The sequence below is a fragment of the Halochromatium roseum genome (genome assembly GCF_016653315.1).
GTDB classification, from domain to species: Bacteria; Pseudomonadota; Gammaproteobacteria; order Chromatiales; family Chromatiaceae; genus Lamprobacter; species Lamprobacter roseus.
This window is the reverse complement of record NZ_NHSH01000065.1, coordinates 72090-89652: the sequence shown is the minus strand read 5'-3', so window position 1 is coordinate 89652 and position 17563 is coordinate 72090. Positions and strand designations below refer to the sequence as shown.

At 59.2% G+C, this 17563-nt stretch carries 21 protein-coding genes; 12 read left to right on the top strand and 9 right to left on the bottom strand.

The window, feature by feature from the left end:
* Positions 1–41: 41 nt before the first annotated feature.
* The 9 genes from lgt (at position 42) to CCR96_RS16480 (ending at position 6441) form a co-directional block, all read left to right on the top strand.
* Positions 42–875: a prolipoprotein diacylglyceryl transferase gene (gene lgt, locus CCR96_RS16520; RefSeq protein ID WP_201221276.1), complete on the top strand. Its 834-nt coding sequence runs from the start codon at positions 42–44 to the stop codon at positions 873–875.
* A 142-nt stretch (positions 876–1017) separates the two neighbouring features.
* Positions 1018–1458 carry a hypothetical protein gene (locus CCR96_RS16515; protein WP_201221274.1) on the top strand — a complete coding sequence of 147 codons (441 nt, stop codon included), beginning with the start codon at positions 1018–1020 and terminating at the stop codon, positions 1456–1458.
* 48 nt (positions 1459–1506) lie between these two features.
* Entirely contained in the window at positions 1507–2085 is a 579-nt protein-coding gene (locus CCR96_RS16510) for a YqiA/YcfP family alpha/beta fold hydrolase (protein WP_201221272.1), read from the top strand.
* A gap of 66 nt (positions 2086–2151) precedes the next feature.
* Entirely contained in the window at positions 2152–2349 is a 198-nt protein-coding gene (locus CCR96_RS16505) for a hypothetical protein (RefSeq protein ID WP_201221270.1), read from the top strand.
* Complete coding sequence (locus CCR96_RS16500) at positions 2349–2741, top strand: type II toxin-antitoxin system death-on-curing family toxin (protein WP_201221268.1); 393 nt, start codon at positions 2349–2351, stop codon at positions 2739–2741. Before CCR96_RS16505 ends, CCR96_RS16500 begins: the two co-directional genes overlap by 1 nt.
* A gap of 10 nt (positions 2742–2751) precedes the next feature.
* Complete coding sequence (locus CCR96_RS16495; protein WP_201221266.1) at positions 2752–2910, top strand: hypothetical protein; 159 nt, start codon at positions 2752–2754, stop codon at positions 2908–2910.
* Positions 2911–2979: 69 nt separating this feature from the next.
* A complete protein-coding gene (locus CCR96_RS16490) occupies positions 2980–3939 on the top strand; it encodes a hypothetical protein (protein WP_201221264.1) in 960 nt (319 codons plus the stop codon).
* A gap of 798 nt (positions 3940–4737) precedes the next feature.
* Positions 4738–5475 carry a hypothetical protein gene (locus CCR96_RS16485; RefSeq protein WP_201221262.1) on the top strand — a complete coding sequence of 246 codons (738 nt, stop codon included), beginning with the start codon at positions 4738–4740 and terminating at the stop codon, positions 5473–5475.
* A 447-nt stretch (positions 5476–5922) separates the two neighbouring features.
* On the top strand, positions 5923–6441 hold the full coding sequence (locus CCR96_RS16480; RefSeq protein ID WP_201221260.1) for a hypothetical protein: 519 nt from the start codon (positions 5923–5925) through the stop codon (positions 6439–6441).
* Positions 6442–6470: 29 nt separating this feature from the next.
* Here the strand turns inward: CCR96_RS16480 and CCR96_RS16475 are convergent, their stop codons facing one another.
* A complete protein-coding gene (locus tag CCR96_RS16475; protein WP_242519144.1) occupies positions 6471–7529 on the bottom strand; it encodes a helix-turn-helix transcriptional regulator in 1059 nt (352 codons plus the stop codon).
* Positions 7530–7567: 38 nt separating this feature from the next.
* On the opposite strand from CCR96_RS16475, the gene CCR96_RS16470 reads away from it, so the two are divergent.
* Together CCR96_RS16470 and CCR96_RS25130 are read left to right on the top strand one after the other, a co-directional pair.
* Positions 7568–9811, top strand: coding sequence for an AAA family ATPase (locus tag CCR96_RS16470; protein ID WP_201221258.1), 2244 nt, complete (start codon positions 7568–7570; stop codon positions 9809–9811).
* Between the two features lie 13 nt (positions 9812–9824).
* A complete protein-coding gene (locus CCR96_RS25130; RefSeq protein ID WP_274601141.1) occupies positions 9825–9953 on the top strand; it encodes a hypothetical protein in 129 nt (42 codons plus the stop codon).
* Between the two features lie 136 nt (positions 9954–10089).
* Here the strand turns inward: CCR96_RS25130 and hemF are convergent, their stop codons facing one another.
* The 3 genes from hemF to CCR96_RS16455 all read right to left on the bottom strand — a co-directional run bounded on the left by hemF (position 10090) and on the right by CCR96_RS16455 (position 12773).
* A complete protein-coding gene (gene hemF, locus CCR96_RS16465; protein WP_201221255.1) occupies positions 10090–11037 on the bottom strand; it encodes an oxygen-dependent coproporphyrinogen oxidase in 948 nt (315 codons plus the stop codon).
* Positions 11038–11189: 152 nt separating this feature from the next.
* On the bottom strand, positions 11190–12041 hold the full coding sequence (djlA, locus tag CCR96_RS16460; RefSeq protein WP_201221253.1) for a co-chaperone DjlA: 852 nt from the start codon (positions 12039–12041) through the stop codon (positions 11190–11192).
* 66 nt (positions 12042–12107) lie between these two features.
* Positions 12108–12773 carry an energy-coupling factor ABC transporter permease gene (locus tag CCR96_RS16455; RefSeq protein ID WP_201221250.1) on the bottom strand — a complete coding sequence of 222 codons (666 nt, stop codon included), beginning with the start codon at positions 12771–12773 and terminating at the stop codon, positions 12108–12110.
* A gap of 243 nt (positions 12774–13016) precedes the next feature.
* Between CCR96_RS16455 and CCR96_RS16450 the strand changes: the two genes are divergently transcribed.
* The gene (locus CCR96_RS16450; RefSeq protein ID WP_201221248.1) at positions 13017–14057 is read left to right on the top strand and encodes an NADP(H)-dependent aldo-keto reductase; all 1041 of its coding nucleotides are present in this window, start codon (positions 13017–13019) and stop codon (positions 14055–14057) included.
* Between the two features lie 199 nt (positions 14058–14256).
* On the opposite strand, the gene CCR96_RS16445 is transcribed toward CCR96_RS16450, so the two are convergent.
* The 5 genes from CCR96_RS16445 to CCR96_RS16425 form a co-directional block, all read right to left on the bottom strand.
* Positions 14257–15255 carry a PfkB family carbohydrate kinase gene (locus CCR96_RS16445; RefSeq protein ID WP_242519143.1) on the bottom strand — a complete coding sequence of 333 codons (999 nt, stop codon included), beginning with the start codon at positions 15253–15255 and terminating at the stop codon, positions 14257–14259.
* 72 nt (positions 15256–15327) lie between these two features.
* Positions 15328–15501 carry a hypothetical protein gene (locus CCR96_RS16440; RefSeq protein WP_201221246.1) on the bottom strand — a complete coding sequence of 58 codons (174 nt, stop codon included), beginning with the start codon at positions 15499–15501 and terminating at the stop codon, positions 15328–15330.
* A 225-nt stretch (positions 15502–15726) separates the two neighbouring features.
* The gene (locus CCR96_RS16435; protein ID WP_201221244.1) at positions 15727–16053 is read right to left on the bottom strand and encodes a HigA family addiction module antitoxin; all 327 of its coding nucleotides are present in this window, start codon (positions 16051–16053) and stop codon (positions 15727–15729) included.
* A 12-nt stretch (positions 16054–16065) separates the two neighbouring features.
* A complete protein-coding gene (locus CCR96_RS16430; protein WP_201221242.1) occupies positions 16066–16344 on the bottom strand; it encodes a type II toxin-antitoxin system RelE/ParE family toxin in 279 nt (92 codons plus the stop codon).
* Between the two features lie 982 nt (positions 16345–17326).
* A complete protein-coding gene (locus CCR96_RS16425) occupies positions 17327–17560 on the bottom strand; it encodes a tautomerase family protein (protein ID WP_201221240.1) in 234 nt (77 codons plus the stop codon).
* Between the last annotated feature and the right edge of the window lie 3 nt (positions 17561–17563).

The following is a 17563-nucleotide window of genomic DNA, read 5'->3' as shown; positions in this document are numbered from 1 at the left end:
CGTCACCGTCTTGCCGCAAGCCCGTGATATTATCCGCGCCCATGTTGACCTATCCAAACATCGACCCCGTCGCCTTCGCCCTTGGACCGATCAAGGTCCATTGGTACGGGCTCATGTACCTGATCGGCTTTGCTTCTGCTTGGCTGCTCGGGCGCTGGCGAGCGTCGCGGCCGGGCTCGGTCTGGAGCGCTGAGATGGTCGACGATGTGATCTTCTACTGCGTCATTGGCGTCATCGCCGGTGGCCGCCTCGGCTACATGCTGTTCTACGGCTTCGATCAGATCTTGGCCAATCCGCTCAACCTGCTCAAGGTCTGGGAGGGCGGCATGTCGTTTCATGGCGGCCTCATCGGGGTCATGGTGGCGATCTGGCTGTTTGCGCGCAAGCAGGGGATGCGTTTTTTCGCGGTTGGCGATTTCATCGCGCCGCTGGTGCCGATCGGGCTGCTGACGGGGCGCATCGGCAACTTCATCAATGGCGAGCTTTGGGGCCATACGACCAATCTACCCTGGGGCATGCGCCTGCCTTGCGAGCGCTTCCCCGAGGTCTGCGTCGGCCTGCCGCTGGATGCCCAGTGGAGTCTGCCCATGCATGCCTCGCAGCTCTACCAGGCCGGTCTCGAGGGCCTGGTCTTGTTCATCCTGCTCTGGTGGTTCTCCAGCCGGCCGCGGCCGGTGATGGCGGTCTCTGGTCTGTTCCTGCTGCTCTATGGGCTGTTCCGCTTCAGCGTCGAATTCGTCCGTCTACCCGATGCCCACATCGGCTATCTCGCCTTCGATTGGTTCACCATGGGCCAACTGCTGACCCTGCCGATGTTGCTCGCTGGTGCATTGATGCTCGCTTGGGCCTATCGGCCGACGCGGGAAGGGCGCTAGCGACACCGAGGCGACACCCGCCACGCCGCCTGTCCTGCCGCAACAACAGATCGCGACATTGGGAGGGGGCGCACGATCGGACAGCTAATGTCGCATGCTTGAGGTCTAATCGCGTCTTCATCGACTGACCCAGGTAGCACCCATGTCGCGCCCCGATCGCCCGCTCTCCTCCCGCGAACTGCTCAACCGCATCGGCCTTAACGAAGAGGCCCCGCACAGTCTGCTGCAAGAGGAATCACTCGATGAACTGCTACACGAGCTTGATGGTGATCTCGGCGGCGTGCTCCTAGAGCGCTATGCCAGCCTCAAGATCAGCCATGTGTTCCAGCCCGGCGAACTGGTGTGCTGGAAGCCCGGGCTGCGCAATCGGCTCGCACCGGCCTATGGCACCCCAGCCGTGGTGCTCGAGGTGCTCGAACCGCCGCTCTATGACGGCGAGGAGGAGAGCGGCAGCACCTACTTCCGTGAGCCGCTGAGCTTGGTGATCGGGCTGTTCTGGAATCGCGAACCCCATCGCGGGGATTTCGTTGCCTTTCATGTCGATGGGCGCCGCTTCGAGCCCTGGGATGCGGAGACGGCCTGAACATCCGCCGTCCTGCTCAGCCCACCCATCGCGTAACCGGAGATCATCATGGCCAACATCCTGTATCTGCATGGCTTTGCCAGCGGCCCGAAACCGAATAGCCCAAAGGTCGCGCTGCTGCGCGGGCTTGGACATCAGGTGCAATGCCTCAGCACCGAGGGCCGTTATCGGCCGGCGGATTATCTCAACGCTTTCCATCAGCTGACAAAGCAGGCGCCACTGCCGGATCTGCTCGTCGGTACCAGCCTCGGCGGGTTCTGGGCACGGCATTTCGGTTGTCGACGGGAGCGCCCCTGGATTGCACTGAATCCGGCGCTGCATCCCTCACAAACCCTGTCGCAGAACACCGGCACACTGCAACGCTTCGATGTAGAGGCTAGCTTCGAGTGGTCGCTCGAGAACGCCAACGACTATCTCGTCTTTGAAGATCAATGGCTCAACAGCGAGGTTCCCGGCCTGATCCTGTGCGCCAAAGACGATGAGGTGGTCGATCCACAAGACACTTGGCGATTCTCAGGCAAGAGCAAGTACGTCAAGTTGCCACGCGGAGGGCATGAACTCGCCAACACTGAGGACTATGCCGACATCTTGGCGCGGTTCATCAACAAGGCCCTTGGTGAGCGGTGACCCTGTACAACTCACCCCCAAGCAGAAACCGAGACGACTGATTGCCGACCAGAAGAGGGGCTCAAGATGACCACAATGACGCTGGAGCTAGACGACAGCAAAGCACAGGCGCTCCGAGAGCGGGCGCGCAGTGTTGGTCGCGAGCCAGAGCAACTGCTGGCCGAGTTCATCGATCAACTATTGAACCAGCCCGGCACCGAGATTGATGAGGCGATGGATTACGTGCTGGCGAAGAATCGCGAACTCTATCGCCGACTCGCTTGATGCGCTTTCTCTCGCTTGCCGAGGTGCTCACCCTGCAGCAGCGCCTGATCGCGACATCGGGCGGTGCCGACGGACTCCGCGACACCGGTGCTCTCGAGTCTGCCGTCAGCCAGCCGCATGCCAGTTTTGCGGGTGAGGATCTTTATCCGGACCTGATCGCTAAGGCTGGGGCTTTGGGTCATGCGCTGGTCATGAGTCATCCCTTCTTGGATGGCAACAAACGCTTGGGCCACGCCGCCATGGAGACCTTTCTGGTGCTGAATGGTCAGGAGATCATCTGCGAGTTGGATGAGCAAGAGAGTATGATGCTCACGCTTGCCACTGGGGAAGTCTCCCGCGCGGAGTTCACTGAATGGCTTCGGGCGCACACGGGCGCTCTTGGCATTTCGTGAGCGCATTGATGTGATTGATCCAGAAAATATTTTGCGCTCCTCAGGTAAGAGCCAGTTTGCCGAGTTGCCGCCGGATGGTCATGAACCCGCTAACGCCGAAGACTATGCCGACATCTTGGCGCGGTTTATTAGCAAAGCCCTAGGTGAGCTTGTCGAATACGAGGTATAATGATGATCACTTGAGTCCGATATAAAAAATTACTTATTCCTCAAAAATTTTGCCAACAAAGTGAAAACTATGCCAATCAATCTATTTTCCACATATTCGACTGGTGAGAATCGCGTAACAGCGTCAATTCTGGCCGTTCTACGTTCTCTATCAATTGATCACATGCAACGATTGATCGGGTCTCTGCTCGAACAATCTGAACTGGAACTCATTAAGTTCACGAATCAACCATCCAAGGGCGGGCAGGGCGTACCCGATGCTGAAATATCGAGTAGTTTTCGGATACTGATTGAAACGAAAACGGCTCGTAATATGGTCGATGAACAGCAGGTACGGCGCCACCTGCAACGACTAGATCGTCCTGGTGAAACGATCCAAACGCTGCTGATTCTAACGCCTGACGACCAACCTCCTGTTATTATTGGTGAAATTAATGATGAACGACTCGCTTGGACGTCTTTTGGTCTACTCTATCAGGCGATTGATGAACTTTTGGCCGATACCCAGGAGGTCATTTCAGAGCGTGAAGCGTTTCTACTGCGCGAATTACAAACGATGCTTTCAAGCGAAAAGCTTGTTGGCAATGAAGCAGATGTAGTAGTTGTTCCTGCCCGTCATGCTTGGCCCGAATATCAGCGTCATTCAGCCTATATCTGCCAGCCTGGCCGTTTTTTCCAGACAGTTTCATATCTTGCGTTCTACAGTGAGGGAAAAATCTGGCCTCTTATCCCGAGGATACTTAATGCCTATGAACATGTCGAATGGGGCAAAGGGCTTCATAAGGGTCCATTAGGTAAGATCGTCGATGATGTGTGTCAGGATACTAATAACACACGACAAGATGGATTGACCTACAAAGTATTGATCCTTTCAGGTCCTGACTCTGATGAAACAGTGCGGCTAGGTGGAGCAATCATTAACGATCTTGTCGCCAAAACTGGGCGCACAGTGGCATTCACACAAAATCAACGCTACGTCTCTCTGCAAAAATTATTAAATGTTAAACGGACATCTGAACTGGTCAAGTAGTCGTCCTCACCAACCTTGTCATTTGTCGGGTACACCGCGCGGAATCGAGCGCGGCCATTCTGGGGCTCTGGTTTGGAGTTCAGCAGGCTCTTGCTCGACGAGGTCGACAGATTGCTAACCGATCGGCGGCCGGGTCCGGCATAGTTGGGAGTGCACCGAGGTCGATGGGCGGGTGCAGTAGGTTGAGCGCAATCGGGATATCCCACCTCCGCGATCAATCGGATGCAGGGTCTGCAACAGGCTGCAATGTGAAGGTTTATCTTCAAACTGCACTTCTGGGCACTGTCCCTGGCACAACGAAGGGTGTTGTTTGCGCGTGAGGCCTATGACGATGCTGAAGCGTAGATTCCCGCACTGAGCGGTTGGCAGCTGGAACTTCTCACTGCGGGTGATGTGGCGAATTTCTGCAGGAAGCGCGAGTTGCTCGGCAAGGACTTTGGTGCTGGACTTGGACGGTTCTTGCTGCGCTTGGTCTAGAGGTTTTGAGTGAAGGGGTAAGCTGGTTCGGAGGATTTACAAAAATCCTTTTTCTGTTCAAGGGAAGGTAAACGCACCAAAATGCCAGGGCCGTAGCGTGGCATCCTAAGCATCTTGTGCAAGGGTTCACGCTTGGACAAGCTTCGTTTATGATAAGTGACTCCTGTAACACTCGCCAGTAGCCGTCTCAGCATAAAGATCGAGCTCTTGCATGGGTTAGCAGATTAGCAGCAGCTTGTTGAGTAATGAACAAGTTGGGAGTAACATTTCAGGTGCTGCCCATCGTCTTTAAAAGCCCCACAATACGAAAGAGCTTATTTCATGGCAAAATTGAGAATTGTTGGACAGTCGAAAGTTGGAACCATCAAGGCGAGATTTCGCGAAGTCGTCGGTGTCAATATCCAGATATATGATCAATCTGGAGAGCCAGCCGCAGATGAGTCTACGCTTGGGAGCATACGAACAAAGCGCTCAACTTCTCTGGAAGTAACCATTCTCGGTCAAACATTAGTAAAAAATGTTGAGGCATTCTTTGAGGATAACTATGGCGTCAAGATCGACATCTTGGCTGCCGATGGTTCTCTGGCTGATAACGACGTAACGTTGGGCTCGGTACGAAGGAGTTATGGTTTAAAGGATGAACCTGATTCCAATGGTGACGGTGACGGTGATGGCAATCAACAAGAGGAAGAAACGGTGATGAACCAAGACGACATTCTTGAAAAAATTGTGACGGAGTTCCGCTCCGACCCACGCAACAAAATTATTATTGATGGAAAAGATTTAGCGGCTTTTGCATCTGAAGAGGTTGGCCAAGAAGTAACTCTAGACCAGCTATGTAAGGCGGTTTCTTCTTTTGAGGAAGGGGAAGCCGAAGAAGAAGATGAGTCTTTAGTCGATGCTGCTACTGCTCTATGTCATCAAGTTGCAGACCGTTGTTGGGGTGAATGCCTTGATGAAGATGATGATGAATGGGAAGAGGTTGATATTTCCACTGAGTGGGGTAATGTCGACTGCGACAAGTCTGAGAGTATTTTTGTTACAATCTATCAAGAATAGGGTCCTGGCGTCGATTAGTGGTCATTAAGCTCTGAAGATGGCTTTTGATCTCTAACCTGCGTTAATGAGTTAGGATGCGGGGTTACCGATGACAAGGCGCAATACGCGTCTTGTCATTAATTGCTTGACACGACGCTATTATTTCTGTTGCCTACGCAATCTGCTGTCATTACGGCTTGCATTTCTAGCAATATGCGCAATCAGCAGGTTGGTTAGTCGTTCGGTCGGCCGGCCGGTCATCAGGGCCATAGCAGGGCGGCCTTAATCAAATAATGATCAGCGGTCTTCCGATGTCTAACACCTATGGCGGTTTAGACTTAGACTGTTGCTCCAATGATTTCGAAAATATTTTCGTTAGATAGATAAAGTGGTGGTGCTTTGGCTCGCAGGGATAGAAATAGTGTACGACGTGTTATTGAAGCGGCGCTCTCGCATGCATGTGAAAGGTTGCAGCACGATGTACCAAAAGTTCCACTTGATTATTGGAATGAAAGCGTCTTTCGGTTTTATCTTGTAAGAGAGTTGCTCTCTATTGACCAAACAATAGACTGTCGAACCGAATGGAATCGTGTTGATCTTATGATTCCTGGGGATTGTGGAGCAGTACTTTGCGAACTAAAATTTTTTCTGGCATTGACATTACGCAATAGTTCTGGTGATTTCCTAAGGTTTAAGGGTGGAGCAAGCTCTAAAAACTTTCAAGAGTACAGCCAGGTTATAAAGAAACTTCAGGCAGCCAGAAATTCTAGATGGACTGAAGATACTGGGGGTCTATCAGCAGCTTATCTGATCCTCGCGTATGCTGATTACGTCGGTGAAAAGAAGCCTAAGCGATCTTATCGTGACTTTTATGCGGAGCTTAAAGCAGAGCCGCCCATTGTTGAAATACTGTCAGTCGTTGACAGCGTTAAAATAGATGGCTGTTTTCAGTTTAGCTGTAAACTGCTAGAAGTTGAATTGCTTTAACTATCTGTCAAGTCCTAGGCTTGCATTTCTCAGCGGTCCTGATAGATCTGCCCCATTTTCCATACTTGTCCGGCCAACACCTGCCGCAACTCCAACGGTGCAATAACCTCAAGGTTATCGCCGGCACCCAACAGCCAGCGCAGCAACTGCCCGGTCTGCGGCAACCGCGCACTCACCTGCAGATCAAAATCGGAGTCTTCCGGCTCCTCCTTCGTTGTCTGCTCATCGGTCAAGGGACAGGCCAGCAGCAGCGAGGTTAGATAGCCGCGCACGCGGATGGTCAGATCGATCAAGGTGCCCTGACCGAAGTCGACTAACCCCTCGGCGATTGCCTGATCCAGATCGAATCCCGCAGCCTCGCGCGCAGGCATGGCGGGATCAAGCTCTGCGCGGATGAGCCGATGCAGGGCATACAGTCGCAACCCGTCCTCATTGTTCTTGAGTGCGATCAGGTAGGGGATGGGTCCACGCTGCACCAATGCCTGCGGATGCAACAAGGGCCGGCTGCGTTCACCGTTGGCGTTGCGGTAGCTGACCTTTAGGGCACACTGCTGGGCCAAGGCGCTGATCACCGCCTGCAAGACGGCTGGATAGAGCTCAACCGGACGCAGACGCAGGGTGTCGGGGACCACGCGCAACTGCCGCTCACTGAGCAGCGGTTCATCGAACTCATGGATGAGTCGCTCCCAGAGCCGATTGAGCTGACGCTGCGGGATCGCCTCGGCGATCAGGTCGCGAACCTGGCGCAAGGTGTACTCCCAGATCAGCGCATCGTCCTCGAGCGAGTCACCACAGCGCCGGTAGCGCAACGGTTTCCCACCCGGGTTGACGGCCTCAATGCGTCCTTCCTGGATGAGCGTCTCGAGGTCGCGCTGCAGGGCTCGCCGCCGTGAGGACAGCGAGCCCTCGCCATAGGCCTGGCCGAGGATCTCCAACAGGCGCGCGCCATCCAAGCATTGCGCCTGCCTCGCCCCTGGCTTCGGCAGCAAGGCCTCCAAGCGATGCAGGCGTTGGATACGGCTGTGGTGAGCGGCTGGCATGGGCGGATTATAGCCCATCAGGTTGGACAGTCCCTGTCGCGTGGGCATGGTTCAATAGGCCTCATCGACGACACAGGAGACCGCGCATGCCAACTACCCGCACAGCTTCTAGCACCCCAAGCACCGACGCCAAGACCAAGTGTCAGCGCCGTGCCTCTTTCAAGCTCTGGCGCGAGGATCTGGCCTCGGTGCCTGCAATCGATCTGCGCCTCGCCCGCCTTGTGCTCGGGGTGTTAGACGCGCTCAGTGCCACCGAGTCGCGCCTCAGTTCGCGCAGCGACGGCAATGATTTTGATCTGTTAGGACTGCTGCTGCCGTTGCTCGACCTCGAGCAGCTCGGCCAATGGGCGATGGCGCATGATGCGGTGATCCAAGACGAGACCCTAGAGCTGTTCACGCACTGGACCGGTGTTGATGACTTCGGCCTTGATAGGGATGATCTCAAACGTCTAATGCGGACGCTGATGCGTGGCCCCCGCACCATCGCCAAACGGCTCGCCCGCGCTGATGATCAGGTCCCGGTCAGCGCCACGACGCGATTACTGGTGGACGCTCTGTCACTGAACGCGGTCGATGCGCAGCTACTTGACTACCTCTATCTGCATCAAGCCTCCGAGGCCTTCCGCGATCTCTTGCGCTGCGGCAAGCAGGCGACTGCGAGCGTCAATCGCGAGCGGCTCGCCAAGATGTTTGGGCTGTCGGTGGCCAAGCTCGGTGAGCGCCTATCGGCGCAGGCGCCGTTGCGCCGGCTGGGGCTGATCGATTACCGCACCGATTCGGATCTCGAGGACTATCTGCGCCCCAGCGAGCTGCTCATCCAGATTCACGACACGGCACCAGACACGGAGGCCGCACTGCTGGCGTTATTGATCGAGCCAGCGCCGGCGGCGGCTTGGACGCTCGAGGACTTTCCGCATCTCCATCAGCACCTGCCGCATGTCGGCAGCGTGCTGACCACTGCCGCGAACACCGGCCTCAAGGGCATCAACGCCCTGTTCTATGGCGCACCCGGCACCGGTAAGACCGAGCTGGCCCGGGCCTTGGCTGCCGCGCACGGGCTGACGGCCTATCAGGTCAAGAGCAGCGACGAGGACGGCGATGGCCTGTCACGCTCAGGACGGCTCTCGGCTTACCTGTTGGCGCAACGCCTCTTGGCGCAGCGCACGGGCGCGGTGCTGATCTTCGATGAGGTCGAGGATGTCTTCGATGCCGGCTCCGATCTGTTCGCCTTTCTGCGACCCCGGCACAGCAGTCGCGAGAAGGGCTGGACCAATCGGCTGTTGGAAGAGAATCCGGTGCCGGCGATCTGGATTACCAATGACATCGACGCCATGGACCCGGCCTTCCTGCGCCGCTTCCTGTTGCCGGTGCCCTTCCACACCCCGCCACGCTCGGTGCGGCGGCAGATGGCTGAGCGCCACTTGGGGGCGCTGGGGGTGTCGGCCTCGCTGTTGGATCAACTGGCCCAAGATGACCAGCTCAGGCCGGCGCAATTCGGTGCGGCCGGGCAGTTGGTGCAGATCCGCGACGACAGCGACCCGGATGCCGTGGCCAGCCACAGCATCAGCGCCCAGCGCACCCTGCTCCATGGCGCACCGGCACCCCGGCAGCGCCGGCCGGCAACGGTGTTTGATCCGGCGTTGCTGAATCTCGCCGGCGAGTGGCAGCCAGCGCAACTGCTCAAGGCCTTGCAGCGCAGTGGTCGCGGCAGCCTCTGCTTCTATGGCGCACCGGGCACCGGCAAGACCCAGTTCGCTGAGGTGCTGGCCGAGGCGTTGGACCGCGAGTTGATCGCGCGTCAGGCCTCGGAGCTGGTCTCGCCCTATGTCGGGCAGACCGAGCAGAACCTGGCGCGGCTGTTCCAGAGTACCGACCCGGAGCGCAGCGTCCTCTTGCTCGATGAGGTCGACAGCTTCCTGACCGATCGCGGTCAGGCTCGGCACAGTTGGGAGCGCACCCAGGTCAACGAGCTGTTGCAACAGCTGGAGCGTTATCCGGGCATTTTCATCGCCGCTACCAACCGGATGCAGGGCCTGGATCAGGCGGCGCTGCGCCGGTTTGACTTCAAGCTACACTTCCGGGCACTGTCCCCGGCACAGCGGCGAGTCTTGTTTGCCCGAGAGGTCTATGGCGATGCCGAGGCGCCGATCCCGGCATTGATCGGCCGGCATCTGGATCAACTGGAGTTGCTCACCGCGGGTGATGTGGCGACTGTCTGTCGGCAGCGCGCGTTGCTCGGTGAGGACTTTGGCGCTGAGCCTGAGCGGTTTTTGCGCCGGTTGATCCAAGAGTGTCGGTTGAAGGGCGGTGAGCAGGTGCGGGCGGCTTGATGAGGTCAATCCTATGAATCTTATTGAACGCATTACAGAAGAATCACGGCATCTGCCTTTGCAAGCGCAAAGTGAGGCGCTTGATTTTATCGTCTTTCTGCGTGGCCGATACCAAAGGCAAGCCGCACCCGAGAAAGAATGACAGGTAACGACCATGACCATCCTGCAAAGCCAGATCGACGATGCGCCGAAACAACTCTGTATCGACCCGCCACCCGAATGGGAGCATCGCTGGTTAGAGGTCACCGTGCCGGAGAGATCGGCTGCCGCTGATGCGCTCAGTCCGGCATGGCCAGCCAGTCCTTCGGTACCAGATAGTGCTCGTAGAGTCTGGCCTCTTCGCTTCCTGGCTCTGGCTTCCAGTCGTAGCGCCAACTGACCTGCGGTGGTAGGGACATCAGGATGGATTCGGTGCGGCCACCGGATTGCAGGCCGAACAGGGTGCCGCGGTCGTAGACGAGATTGAATTCGACGTAGCGTCCGCGTCGATAGCATTGGAATTCGCGCTCGCGCTCGCCGTAGGGCGTGCCTTTTCGACGCGCGACAATGGGCTGGTAGCCTGGTAGGTACTGCTCGGCGACGCTGCGCATGAAGGCGAAGCTGCGCTCGAAGCCCCAGTGGTTGAGGTCGTCGAAGAACAGGCCGCCGACACCGCGCGGCTCGTCCCGATGCTTGAGGTAGAAATAATGGTCGCAGGCCTCTTTCAAGCGCGCGTGCAGCGCGCTGGCGTCTTCTTCAGCCGTGCCAAAATCCGCGCAGGCGGCGCGAGCGCTGCGATGCCAATCGCGCACGTCCTCATCGAAGCCGTAGTAAGGCGTCAGGTCGAAGCCGCCGCCGAACCACCAGACCGGTTCGCTGCCGGGCTTCTCGGCGATGAAGAAGCGCACGTTCATGTGCGAGGTCGGCACATAGGGGTTGCTCGGGTGCATGACCAGCGAGACCCCCATGGCCTGGAAGCGGCGGCCGGCGAGCTCGGGACGGCTGGCGCTGGCGGTTGGCGGGAGTGTGTTTCCATGGACGTGCGAGAAGTTGATCCCGCCCTTTTCGAACAGGGTGCCGTCCTCAAGGATGCGACTGCGGCCGCCACCTCCACCGGGTCGCGTCCAGGCATCCTCGCGGAAAACGCCAGCGCCATCCTCGGCTTCGAGTGCTTGGCAGATGCGATCTTGTAGGTCGAGCAGGTAGTGCTCGACGGCTTCGGTGTCGGGTTGGTCGGGTCTGGTCATTGGGGTGTTGGGGGCTGCATCGGCGAGAGCCTGGATCGGCTGGTACTGGATGTTGGGCTGGGCAAGAGGCTGAATGCACGGGCGATTGCTGGCTTGGCCTTTTGTCGGATGCTTGAGACGCTTGGCTCGGGTGTGGACGTCTGCTCAGGCGCTCAAGCGGCGCGCGCGCGTTGGATCATCTCGTAGGCGCGGCGGATCTCATGGGTCTTCTGGGTGGCCATCTTCATCATCTCCTCGGGCAGCCCCTTCGAGACTAGTTTGTCTGGGTGGTGTTGGCTCAAGAGTTGGCGATAAGCGCGCTTGATGGTGGCGTCGGAGTCTTTGGGGGTGACGCCGAGTACGGCGTAGGCCTCCCTGAGATTTGGGGCCCGGTTTGTTGCTGCGCGGCGTCTGCTGCCGGTGCCGCCCGTGCGACCCGTGCTGCCGGCACCCTGGGGGCCAGTGCTACCGGCGAAATTGCGCTGCAGCCGCACCAGGGTCTCGAGCTGCTTGAAGAGGATCTCGGGCACGTTCAGACCGACCCGAATCTGGCTCAGCACCTGGCGCTGAGCAAAGGTGGGCTCGCCGTCGACATAGGCCGCTTGGATCTGGATCTCGAGGAACATCTGGATCAGCGAGCGTTGACCGCGGCATTCGCGGCGGAAGGTCGCGATCACGGCGGGCAGATCGAAATCGGCGGACTTGCCGAGTCGGAACAACTCGATGGCGGCGCTGCGCATCTCAGGTGAGAGCCGAAGCTGCGTCATGATGCTCTCGGCGAGTGCGATCTCGGCCTCGGAGACTCGCCCATCGGCCTTGGATAAATGGCCCATGGTCGAGAAGGTGGCGGTGAAGAAGGCGCTTTGGATGCGCTGCCGATCACCCGGCGGCAGCTGCGCGTTGCGCTGCAGTTTCTTCAGGCCTTGGTCGACGCCATGGCCGAGCGCGGCCCCCAGCATGGCGCCGAAAGGCCCGCCGGCGGCGAGCCCAATGAATCCGCCAATGACCTTACCTACCCATCGCATCGACACTGCTCCTGACATTCATCGTGCATCGCTACCCACAGGCGCGAGGCGCTTGCTACGGCGTACCTACTTGCCCTTGATGTACTCGAGATCGGAAAACGAGTACACCCAATGCGGCCTGAAGGCAACCAGGATCACCATGATCCAGCCGTTGAGCATCGCTTCTGGGAGGAACATCAGAGGGAAGAATGGCACGACCGTTTGGCTCAGCTCGGCCATGGTGTAGGCGCCGGAGCCGGCGAGCAGCCAGGCCGCCATGTAGCCCATGGCAACGCCGACCAGTCCGGCGGTCAGGAAGCCGTTGACCAGCACATAGACGAAGAATTGCTTTGGCAGAAAGCGGCGAATCAGGATCAGCAACGCGAGGGTCAGGCTGATCGGCAGCACGCCGGAGACCAGCGCATTCAGCGCCAAACCGTCCCAAGCGCCGCCACCATTGAGGGTGATGCCGAGCAGTGCCAGCGAGGCGGCGATGACGGCAAACCCCCAGCCAAACATCAGGGTGACCGCCGTGAGGCCGAGCAGGTGATACGACAGCCCAGGCTGGACCTGCGTCTCCATCTGCCAGAGCAACAGCAGTGCCACGGTGGCGCCGAAGAAGACGTGAGTCAGGCGCGCCTCCAGGAGCTTGCGCCAGGGTGCGAGCCAGAGCGCGAGGAGCAGACAGATGCCGTAGAGGATGACGGCAGTCCAGATCGCGAACGGCGTGAAGAGGCTGGGGTCGAGCGTCATAAAGGGTCAGCACGGAGGTGATCAGCATGCGCGCTCGCTTGCGGACACAAGTATCGCGCAACGAGTGGGGAAGTCCGCCTGCTGAGGCGCTGCGATGCGGCGGAGGCTGCTTGCGTCAACTGAATCTCGTTTGAGGCCATCTCGATTCGAGCCCATATTAGAGATGATATCTTGTAGTTAGGTTGAGTTCAGCGGCTTCGACCTCAACCGACCTGCGTCACGATCCAACGAACAGGAGTGAGTATGAATCAGCGTCCCCTGGGGATGACCGACCTGCGGGTCAGCGAGCTTTGCCTGGGCACCATGACCTTTGGTGAGCAGAACACCGAGGCCGAGGCCTTCGCACAGCTCGACCGCGCCGTCGACGCCGGCATCAACTTCATCGATACCGCTGAGATCTATCCGGTGCCGCCGAAGGCCGATACCCAGGGCGCGACCGAGCGCTTCATCGGCAATTGGCTGGCCGAACGCGGTGGCCGCGAGCGCCTGATCATCGCCAGCAAGGTCGCCGGGCCGGGCGACTGGATCGACTATCTGCGCATGCCGGGGCGGCGACTGGATCGCGCCAACATCGAGGCGGCGCTCGACGCCAGCCTGAAGCGTCTGCGGACGGATTATATCGATCTTTACCAACTGCATTGGCCGGATCGGGAGACCAATTACTTCGGCCAGCTCGGCTACAGTCATGCGGAGACGGACGATAGCGTGCCGCTGCTCGAGACGCTGCAGGTACTGGATGATCTGGTCAAGGCGGGCAAGGTGCGGCATGTCGGACTCTCCAATGAGACGCCCTGGGGCACGCTGCGGATGCTGGCCTTGGCCGAGACCCATGGCCTGCCGCGCATGGTCAGTATCCAGAATCCCTACAGCCTGTTGAATCGCAGCTTCGAGGTCGGCCTGGCCGAGGTCGCGATGCGCGAGCACTGTGGTCTGCTGGCCTATTCGCCATTAGCGTTCGGGATGCTGAGCGGCAAGTATCTCAATGGTGCGCGACCGGCGGGTGCGCGGCTGACGCTGTTCTCGCGCTTCGATCGGTACTCGAATGCGGAGGCCGAGCGGGCGACCGCAGAGTATTGTGCGATTGCCCAGCGGCATGGGCTGGACCCGGCGCAGATGGCGCTGGCCTTCGTCACCAGTCGCCCGTTCGTGACCTCGAACATCATCGGCGCGACGACCCTTGAGCAGTTGGAGAGCAATTTGTCCAGCGCTGAGCTGAAGCTGAGTCAGGAGGTGTTAGGGGAGATCGAGGCGGTCCATATTCGTCAGCCGAATCCGAGTCCTTGAAGTCGGAGCGGATGGTGCGATGTTCGTTCGGGTGCGGTGCCAGGCGCCGAGGTCGGGTAACGCCGCGCTGGGGACGCCGTGAATACATCCAAGTAGGCTTGAGCGCCGCTCCCTGCGGCGCACACCCCACCGCGGCGTCACCCGACCCCGTCGCCACCGGCGTGAGTGCAAGGCTTAGGTGGGCGTTCAGCCGTCATGGTCACTTGGGGATCAATTGGGCCGCTCTGGCACTTTCGACGATGCCATCGATGCCAAGCTGGCCGCAGCTGTGGCCGGCGAGGGCGTTGGCCGTCTGTAATACCTGGTCGATCGGTTGCTGATCGAGCAGGGCAGCGATGGCGGCTGCATTGAAGACGTCGCCAGCGGCGATGGTGTCGATGATCTTGGCTGGTGGCTGGGCTGGGGCGAAGAGCAGATCGCGCCCGCTGACGAGCGCGTAGGCGCCCTGAGCGCCCCAGGGCAAGATCAGTAAGTTCGCGTTCGATTGGGCTGCAAACTGTCGCAGAAAGGATTCTGGGTCGTGCGCGCCTTGTTGCTCGGCGCAGGCTCGGGCAACGACGATGAGGCTGATTTCGGGCGCGGGGAGCTGGAACAGGGCCTCGATGCCGGGGCGGGGCTTTTCGATCTCGACCGAGATCGGCAGTTCGGGGCGCTCGGCGGCGACACGGGCGATCATCTGCACGGTCTCCTTGGGGTTCCGGCCCTCAAAATGTACCCAGTCGACGTTGCTGAGATCGATCCCCGCGAACTCGGCGGCGGTCAGTTCGGGTAGATCCCGGTAGTGGATGATGGTGCGGCTGCCGGTGGCGCGGCTGAGCCTGATGTAAGAGGTTGGCGTTGCGCCGCCGGGCACGATCTGAGCGGCGTCCAGATCGATGCCGCGAGCGGTCATGTCCTGTTGGATCAGCGCCGCGCCGCTATCATCGGCGAGGGTGCCTGCCCAGCGGCAGGCGTGGCCGAGTTCGCTGAGCACGGCGAGCGTATTGGCGCAGTTGCCGCCGCGCGCGATGCGCTGACTCAGTGCTCGCACCTCGTCATCTTCGGCCGGGTAGCGTTCGACCTGATTGATGATGTCTAAGGTGGCGATGCCGACGCCGAGTATTTTGGCGGCGCGGCCCGACGCAGCAGGGTGTTGAAGGCGGTTTTCGGGATTGGCCATGTGCATGAGCCGTTCGACAGTGGAGGGTGTAAAGAGCATGAGGCTAAGCTGAGTTGTGTTGCCCTGAATCTCCCCGGGCTCATCGTCCAGATTCTCGCCACGCCATGAGTGTTACCAAGAGATATGCGGTTCATCGACCGGGTTACCTGGTCGGAGGACCCGGGCGTTAACCTTGGTGTAGAAAAGTGCCACGCGTTTGCCGAGGTCGGCGATCTCATTGCGCTGGGTGCGCGGGATACGCTCGATCAGTCCGTGCAGTCGAAGCCAACGGAGGTCATAGGTCATGCGCCTCTCGCCTGTTTTCGTGCCTACGCATCGATGCGTCTGTTACCTTTCGCGCCGCAAGGCTCGATACCGGGCTCGCGGCTCACGAGTACCCAGGCGGGATTCTAACCCGTGTCCTTGCGTTCAGGGGCGTTAGGCTCGGCTTACGCTTTGCTCAGCGAGGCCTCAAGCTTATATCGGACCCAGCCCCATTAGCTCGCAATTAACGCCTGTGGTTAGGCGGGGTCAGTGTGGGGAATTAAGTATGTCCCCGGACTTTAAGCTCGCTTTTTCGACGCTTGGCGGTGGTCGCCGCCGTGCTTGCCAGAGGTCGTAATCCATCTGCATACCAAGCCAGATATCCGCGCGTCCGCCTCTTTCCACGCCAAGCCACGCCTCGATCCGCCGCGCCATGTCGGGAGAAATCCCGGCGCGCCCATTGAGTACCCGCGACAACGTCGTGCGAGTCACCCCAAGCTGCCGCGCGGCATCGGTCACCGTCAGACCCAATGCTGGTAACACATCGTCACGCAGCGTTTCGCCAGGATGCGGCGGATTGTACATATCACCCATGAGCGACCTCTGTTAATGGTAGTCCTGATAATCGACCAGTACGGCATTCTCGCTCTCGAAGGCGAAGGTCAGACGCCAGTGGCCATTGACCCAGACAGACCAATGTCCATTTAAGTCGCCGACCAAGGGATGGAGCCGCCAACCGGGAACATTCATGTCCTCGGGTACCTTTGAGCGATCAAGCTGTGTCAGCAAACGCGCTAACTTCGCTGCGTGGTGGGGTTGAATGCCCGCTTTCGATCCCGTCAGAAAGAATTGCTCGATGCCCCGATGCCGAAAGTTTTTGATCATGCGTGTAGCGTAGCGCGTCGCGATACAACCAGCAACAGGAAGACGAGCCCACGCACCAACCGTCCCGATCCGCACCCAATGTAAAACGCCCCGGTTTCGCGAGGGCGTCTCGATCAAGCCATGGAGCGGTGGTCGGAATTCAAGCCGCCGGTCATCAGGCACGGAAAAGCCCCTTCGGGTCAAACCCTCAAGGGCTGGAAGGCAAAGCCTGTGTTCAGGCAGGGATCAAATGAGGGTGGGGCGCTTTCGTTTGAATGAGTCCGAATTGACGGGCTTTCATCGAAGAACATCCAGGCGCCGGGTCGGGTGCTGCGGGTTGGCTCTGATCCCGATGTGGATTGTGCGCCGAGCGATGGGCGTTGCGAGGGGCTGTGTGGTTCTGGTGGGCTGGATGGTTATGACGATAGTCTCGCGCGGTTGCTGGCGATGGATTCCAGCGCGCGATTGCTTTCAGGGGCGCTGGATTCGAGCTATGTTCTGCGCGACTTTCCCGGTGGTGCGATTGATCACGTTCTTGTCGCGGGGCCGGCGGCGGGAGGGCTTGCGGAGGCGATGACGCCGGCGGTTACGGGTAGGCGGTGGATGGGGTCGGATCATCGGGCGATGGCTGTGGGGCGGTAGGGGTTGGGGCTAGAAAACAATTCGAGCAAGGGCATATTTTCCTTTTATATCAAGGTATTGCGCGTCAGCCATGTCAGGCAGGCACGAAAAACCCCGCCCCGAGGAGTCGGGAGCGGGGTTGGGAGAGCGGGCATTGGTGCCCGGCGTTCAGGGGCATTAGGCTCGGCTTGCGCTTTGCTCAACGGGGAGTCAAACTTATATCGAACCTGGCCCCATTAGCTGCCCTCGCCGCGGACGCGACGGCGAGCGTGGCCTCTTTCATCTGAGCGCGGGCGCCCTGTCCAGGGGCGGCGTCGGCCTCCTGGCTTGGGTCATCTGTGGATCTCGTTGACTGCACGATCTTCCTCTTCTCGGTTGAGTGTCAGGGTTGCTGGACGTAGCCAGGCTTCTTGGTGAGTCTGTCCCATTGGCCGAGCACGTCGGGCTCGACCACCTGCTCGGTCCAGTCGTCCGAGGCCACTTCCTGGATGGCGACAGAGACGGACTCGTCGCTTGAGTGGAGCAGGGTGGTCACATTCCGGACGATGGCCTCGGTCAGCCGAGACTTCTGCTCATCGGTCTTGCCGGGCCAGAGCTTCACGATGACATGGGGCACGCG

Coding starts and splice junctions, on each gene's coding strand:
- CCR96_RS16470 (WP_201221258.1), top strand. CDS start 7,568: ATGCCAACTACCCGCACAGCTTCTAGCACCCCAAGCACCGACGCCAAG.
- CCR96_RS16500 (WP_201221268.1), top strand. CDS start 2,349: ATGCGCTTTCTCTCGCTTGCCGAGGTGCTCACCCTGCAGCAGCGCCTG.
- djlA (WP_201221253.1), bottom strand. CDS start 12,041: ATGCGATGGGTAGGTAAGGTCATTGGCGGATTCATTGGGCTCGCCGCC.
- CCR96_RS16515 (WP_201221274.1), top strand. CDS start 1,018: ATGTCGCGCCCCGATCGCCCGCTCTCCTCCCGCGAACTGCTCAACCGC.
- CCR96_RS16490 (WP_201221264.1), top strand. CDS start 2,980: ATGCCAATCAATCTATTTTCCACATATTCGACTGGTGAGAATCGCGTA.
- CCR96_RS16510 (WP_201221272.1), top strand. CDS start 1,507: ATGGCCAACATCCTGTATCTGCATGGCTTTGCCAGCGGCCCGAAACCG.
- CCR96_RS16505 (WP_201221270.1), top strand. CDS start 2,152: ATGACCACAATGACGCTGGAGCTAGACGACAGCAAAGCACAGGCGCTC.
- hemF (WP_201221255.1), bottom strand. CDS start 11,037: ATGACCAGACCCGACCAACCCGACACCGAAGCCGTCGAGCACTACCTG.
- CCR96_RS16475 (WP_242519144.1), bottom strand. CDS start 7,529: ATGCCCACGCGACAGGGACTGTCCAACCTGATGGGCTATAATCCGCCC.
- CCR96_RS16445 (WP_242519143.1), bottom strand. CDS start 15,255: ATGCTCTTTACACCCTCCACTGTCGAACGGCTCATGCACATGGCCAAT.
- CCR96_RS16455 (WP_201221250.1), bottom strand. CDS start 12,773: ATGACGCTCGACCCCAGCCTCTTCACGCCGTTCGCGATCTGGACTGCC.
- CCR96_RS16485 (WP_201221262.1), top strand. CDS start 4,738: ATGGCAAAATTGAGAATTGTTGGACAGTCGAAAGTTGGAACCATCAAG.
- CCR96_RS25130 (WP_274601141.1), top strand. CDS start 9,825: ATGAATCTTATTGAACGCATTACAGAAGAATCACGGCATCTGCCTTTG.
- CCR96_RS16430 (WP_201221242.1), bottom strand. CDS start 16,344: ATGATCAAAAACTTTCGGCATCGGGGCATCGAGCAATTCTTTCTGACG.
- CCR96_RS16450 (WP_201221248.1), top strand. CDS start 13,017: ATGAATCAGCGTCCCCTGGGGATGACCGACCTGCGGGTCAGCGAGCTT.
- CCR96_RS16440 (WP_201221246.1), bottom strand. CDS start 15,501: ATGACCTATGACCTCCGTTGGCTTCGACTGCACGGACTGATCGAGCGT.
- CCR96_RS16435 (WP_201221244.1), bottom strand. CDS start 16,053: ATGGGTGATATGTACAATCCGCCGCATCCTGGCGAAACGCTGCGTGAC.
- lgt (WP_201221276.1), top strand. CDS start 42: ATGTTGACCTATCCAAACATCGACCCCGTCGCCTTCGCCCTTGGACCG.